Source organism: Lentilactobacillus parakefiri (assembly GCF_002157585.1).
Lineage (GTDB): Bacteria > Bacillota > Bacilli > Lactobacillales > Lactobacillaceae > Lentilactobacillus > Lentilactobacillus parakefiri.
This window is the reverse complement of record NZ_BDGB01000092.1, coordinates 1-4575: the sequence shown is the minus strand read 5'-3', so window position 1 is coordinate 4575 and position 4575 is coordinate 1. Positions and strand designations below refer to the sequence as shown.

General features: G+C 37.7%; 8 protein-coding genes. 1 reads left to right on the top strand and 7 read right to left on the bottom strand.

The window, feature by feature from the left end; translation table 11 throughout:
* The 6 genes from LPKJCM_RS13945 to LPKJCM_RS09560 all read right to left on the bottom strand — a co-directional run.
* Positions 1–83 (bottom strand): helix-turn-helix domain-containing protein (locus LPKJCM_RS13945; protein ID WP_165758596.1); only part of this gene is annotated, 83 nt, incomplete at its 3' end.
* Positions 84–316: 233 nt separating this feature from the next.
* Entirely contained in the window at positions 317–949 is a 633-nt protein-coding gene (locus tag LPKJCM_RS09575; protein ID WP_225364177.1) for a GH25 family lysozyme, read from the bottom strand.
* On the bottom strand, positions 865–1152 hold the full coding sequence (locus LPKJCM_RS13610; RefSeq protein ID WP_225364176.1) for a hypothetical protein: 288 nt from the start codon (positions 1150–1152) through the stop codon (positions 865–867). The genes LPKJCM_RS09575 and LPKJCM_RS13610 overlap by 85 nt, the downstream gene beginning before the upstream one ends.
* On the bottom strand, positions 1142–1555 hold the full coding sequence (locus LPKJCM_RS09570; protein WP_225364175.1) for a hypothetical protein: 414 nt from the start codon (positions 1553–1555) through the stop codon (positions 1142–1144). Before LPKJCM_RS09570 ends, LPKJCM_RS13610 begins: the two co-directional genes overlap by 11 nt.
* A gap of 233 nt (positions 1556–1788) precedes the next feature.
* Positions 1789–2328, bottom strand: a complete 540-nt coding sequence (locus tag LPKJCM_RS09565) for a hypothetical protein (RefSeq protein WP_057961793.1) — start codon at positions 2326–2328, stop codon at positions 1789–1791.
* Positions 2328–3896, bottom strand: coding sequence for a pyocin knob domain-containing protein (locus LPKJCM_RS09560; protein WP_057961794.1), 1569 nt, complete (start codon positions 3894–3896; stop codon positions 2328–2330). The genes LPKJCM_RS09565 and LPKJCM_RS09560 overlap by 1 nt, the downstream gene beginning before the upstream one ends.
* 161 nt (positions 3897–4057) lie before the next feature.
* Here LPKJCM_RS09560 and LPKJCM_RS13940 point away from each other — a divergent pair, with 161 nt between their 5' ends.
* Positions 4058–4186, top strand: coding sequence for a DUF2188 domain-containing protein (locus tag LPKJCM_RS13940; RefSeq protein ID WP_225364174.1), 129 nt, complete (start codon positions 4058–4060; stop codon positions 4184–4186).
* Here LPKJCM_RS13940 and LPKJCM_RS09550 read toward each other — a convergent pair.
* On the bottom strand, positions 4183–4383 hold the full coding sequence (locus LPKJCM_RS09550; protein WP_056949368.1) for a hypothetical protein: 201 nt from the start codon (positions 4381–4383) through the stop codon (positions 4183–4185). The two genes, LPKJCM_RS13940 and LPKJCM_RS09550, sit on opposite strands and share 4 nt — an antisense overlap.
* Between the last annotated feature and the right edge of the window lie 192 nt (positions 4384–4575).

Genomic DNA, 4575 nt, shown 5'->3' with positions numbered 1-4575 from the left:
ATCTCACGAAGTGAGTTTCCATGATTCCTCATTAAAAAGATAGTTTCCCGTTCATCTATGGTAATATGCTTGTAGTGATCCATGGCTAAATTCCTTTCATGATTGTTTTCGCAAACATCATTTTACAGAAATTTGGCCATGGGCCATTCTTTATTTAATTAGTGTTGCACTTAAAGTGTAAATTCAAGAAACATAAAAACTCGAAATAAATTATTAAATCCAATAACACAAAAAGCCCACCCCGATTTAACGAGGTGGGCTTCTGACATACTTCACTTAACTTCTTTAACCAATTCTACATAATCCTTGTTGGCCGTTAAAAACCAACCTGCGTTTTGAGTGAGTAGATGTCACCATCTTTAATTGCAACTCCATAAAAACGGCTGCCCTTGGCCAAACGCACATACCGTTTGTTTTTGTCTCCCTTTAACGGTAGCTTGTTATAAGCATGAATTAAATCAGTTTTAACTTCATACAGACCTTTGGCAGTGTAATATTCTGGTTTAATCGGGGTGGCTGATTTGCCGTTTGACTTCAATAAATTTTTGAAATCATAGCTGGCATCAAGCGACATTCCTTTAAACCGATCAGTGTATTGCCAGATATCAACATGATTAATTCCTGGCTGTGGAGTGCCGTAAGCCGCTACCCATAACTTAGCATACTTGTGCAGCTTTGCTTGATTAATCCGGCCTTCTTTAAACCATGAAGCGGAACCGTAAACCATTAAGTTGTGGTAGCCATTGGCATAGAGATAGCCTAGGAACTTATTGATGCCGGCAGTACATTTTTGCGGTAAATCTGGGGCTTCCACATCAAGCGCCAGCCAAGTTGTTTTGTCTAACCCCATTTTCTTAACTTTATCTAGAAAATATCGATCTTCATTAGTGCCATAATGCCAGAAATGATACACACCAACAACACCATAGGCCTTATAAGCATTGGCAATTTGATTGGCAGCCTTTGGTGAAGTATATTTAACACCTTCACTTTTTGAATCAGCCAGTCATCCAGCTTACGACGGTCTTCATCGTCTTGACGCTCATCTTTTTTATGTCCATGAATGATTGCCCAGATGGTTCCAATTAACGTGGCTAGACCGCCTAGGCCGCCTAAGCTGATTATATATGAAACAACCTGTTTAACATCCATTGTGTTTTCCACCTCGCATTGCAGTGCCAATCAGCAATGCAACGGCAAGGCTGGCAAACACCCAAGTTAAATTAAAGCGAATATCAAAAACGCCCCGGATCATAAATCCGAAGGCGAGATAACCAAACAATGGGGCAATAATAATCATGCCGGCATTCCTTAATGTAATTGAATCAAGCAACACTCCACTTAGCAGGACAATTCCGCCAACCACCAGTAATCCGGCAAACCACCAATCATCGGCAACACCGAAAAGCACATGTTCTGCAAAGCCAGGAGGTGGTGGCGGTGTAACTTCTGGGCTGTCCAAATAATTCAAATGAAAAAAGACATACGTGCCAGCCATTAAGGAAGCTAAGCCGAAACATAAATGCGAATAATATTTTCCAATCCTTTTTAGCATTTTTATCACTTCCTAAATTTTGGGGAAAACAAAAGCACCTATCCGTAGATAGATGCATTTTCATATACTTTTAGGGGGATATATGAAAAGAAAATATAGATATTACTGGAGGCGTATATTCTGAGGGAAATATACACTTGAGGGGTATGAATAACAACAGTGAATGTGCTGTTATCCACGTGAGATATTATAACATACTTTACTTCTGTACTACAGATAACCTGTGAAATAACTTAATATGCGGTAATCGAAGAAATAATTGGATAGAAATTTCCAACGTCATTATTTGGGTCTAAATGTGTCATAGTTAGTTGTTGACCATTTATTGAAATAGTTATATTTCCTTGATATGATTCACCAGAACCAGATATATCAAAATAATAAGAAACTTTGCTTGAGCTTTTAGGAATTTTAATAGATAAGTTGCCATTATTTACCATGTGAAGATATGTCCAAGATGCTAATTCACCAGTTTCATACCATGCAACCCTTCTATTTAAATTAATTTCAACCCCACTCTTATACTTTGATAATGGATATTTCAGAGTTATTACTTTATAAACATTTCCACGCATGCTCTCAATCTCATAAGTATTCCCAACACTTCCGGAAACATTATCTTTATCAATCACAAAATTAGTGTCATTAAAAACCGATGTCCCCACTGGTAATAATGATGAGTATATTTTTATCCCATTATGATAAACAGATTCAATTTTTTTGCCTTTGTGATACAAGCTAATAATTTTGTTGCCATTGTGATAAATTGCCATTAGCTTTCCTCCGTGTAGTAAAATCCTTCCGCGTCACTTTTTGAGGAAGACTGTGCGTGGGTATCACTATCTGATTCTACCCAGTTTGCTTGAGTTATGACATCACTGCCAGCTTGTTGAAGCTTGCCCGTGAAGTTGGTATCTTTCCCAGTTCGTGCTATGTCAGATGGCAATTGGTCAGAAGTAATTATTTGAACCCAATTACTCCATGATAATCTGTTGTCAGAAGAAACACGAGTATAGAATAAATTGTTAGTCACATCTGAATACATAAACTGCCTAACTACTCCCCCATATCCAGACATCACTTGAACATATCCAGTTGTGATAGATCCGGCTCCGTTTTCAACGCTTGAATTCGTATTGAAATATAGTCCCTCGTTGACAAGCAAGTTGATATCACTATAGCTTACCGTTTGAAGTGTCTGAATGCCTTGTGAGAATATTTGAGGCGAGCTAAACGTGTTTATTATTCCCGTTCGTGCAACGTCACTTGGAATACTTGGGACACCGTCTTTAGTGATGTACGGATTGCCGGTTGTCTTATCGATTGGTGCAACGTCAAAAACTTTAGTACCCGAAATCTCTTCGTATCCAGTTTTATGAATTATATCAACGGTTATGTTTAAAGCAGCCAAATTAACGGCGTCTGTAACATAGTTAGTAGTAACGTATGAGTTACCTGTTTTATCAGTTGGTGGCCTATCAAAAACTTTAGTACCCGAAATCTCTTCGTATCCAGTTTTATGAACTACCTTACTATCATCGGCTTTAGTGGCTAACTGGCTATTGGTGGCATAACTACTTAGGTCAACCTTCGGTACATCAGACTTAGTGATGTATGGATTGACAGTTGTACTATCAATTGGCGCAACGTCAAAAGTTTTTTGACCACCAATTTCTTCATTGCCTGAATTATGAACAACTTTGGAATCGTCAGCAGGTGTGTAACCAATTTTATCTTGTTTGGCGTTAACCTCTTCAATTCCCGCTACATCACTAGCAGGTTTACGCATATCAGCTACATTTACTTTTTTATCTAGTTGTTGATTAACGTCAACTGTCTTGGCATAAGGCTGTAATGCCTCAGCTAAATCAGTATCTGAAACATAAATGTCATTTGAATTAGTAAAAGTGATATTACTGGTATTGCTAATATTCACTTTGTATGAATAAGTAACAGCTTGCGGAGTTACACCATCATATTCTGGTAAGTAATTAGGATTAGGGGATACCGTAATTCCATATAATATCTCATTGCCTGAATCATCTTTAGCATAAACAGCATAAGTTTTAACATAAACGCCATCAGTTAATGCTTTATTATTACCAGTTGCTCGAATTCGAGTTTCACCAGTGTTATTATCCAGAGTAACTTCTGGATTATTAATTACAATTTCTTGTGGTGCAACTGTAGTTAATGCTTTTATCTTGTCATCAGTTAGTTGATTATTATTCATGCTGGAAAAAACAATTTTGCTAAAAGTAATTTTAGTTTGACCAGCATTAACTCGATCAATTAAATTTTTACCTGCATTCGTTAAGATCCCTACGTTTGGCGTTGCCAATTAAACCATCTCCTCAACAGTAATTTGTGGATAAGACTAGGCATGAACTCCTACATAAAGCTGGTTGTTAACTGTCGTTGCATACTGTAAATCCTTTAATAAATATTCTGGTGGCAGCATTGACTGAATCGCGTTGGTTAAAATTTTACGTTTAACCTACTTTGAAAATTGAATTTCTTCGTCACCAAATTGCTGACAATCAGCATTCCGAATTAGTAGTTCATAATCGTGACGGAAAAATCTCTCGCAAAGATAGTCATGGTCATGATCCACATCCTCCTGAGGGTTAGTCCTTATTGGGATACGCTTTAATCAAATATCCAGTAGCAGGGGTCGCGTCGTCAGTATTGATCTCTGCTACTTTTTTACCTTCTGTCGTAGTGACCACGATTCGGTCCCAAAACTTACTGTTCAGCATTGAACCGCCAAAATCAGGATCATTAGCTGGATGAACAATTACTACTGGTACTTCTTCTTTTTCACTCATTCCCTCACCTCCTCGTATTATTAAAAATGTATTCAAGTATTGACCAGCTTCGCTGTTTGGATGCTGTGTGATATTCTCTAATTGTTCATTGGATTCGGATCCAACTGGTATAGGCTTTCGCCTCCTGTAGTTTATCTACATTTTAAGAATGCCGCCCAGAGGAATTGTTTAAGTTCAAACCACAAGCTGTAG

Excerpts from the sequence above, each read along its gene's own strand:
- LPKJCM_RS09565 (WP_057961793.1), bottom strand. The coding sequence starts at position 2,328 with ATGGCAATTTATCACAATGGCAACAAAATTATTAGCTTGTATCACAAA.
- LPKJCM_RS09550 (WP_056949368.1), bottom strand. The coding sequence starts at position 4,383 with ATGAGTGAAAAAGAAGAAGTACCAGTAGTAATTGTTCATCCAGCTAAT.
- LPKJCM_RS13610 (WP_225364176.1), bottom strand. The coding sequence starts at position 1,152 with ATGGATGTTAAACAGGTTGTTTCATATATAATCAGCTTAGGCGGCCTA.
- LPKJCM_RS09570 (WP_225364175.1), bottom strand. The coding sequence starts at position 1,555 with ATGCTAAAAAGGATTGGAAAATATTATTCGCATTTATGTTTCGGCTTA.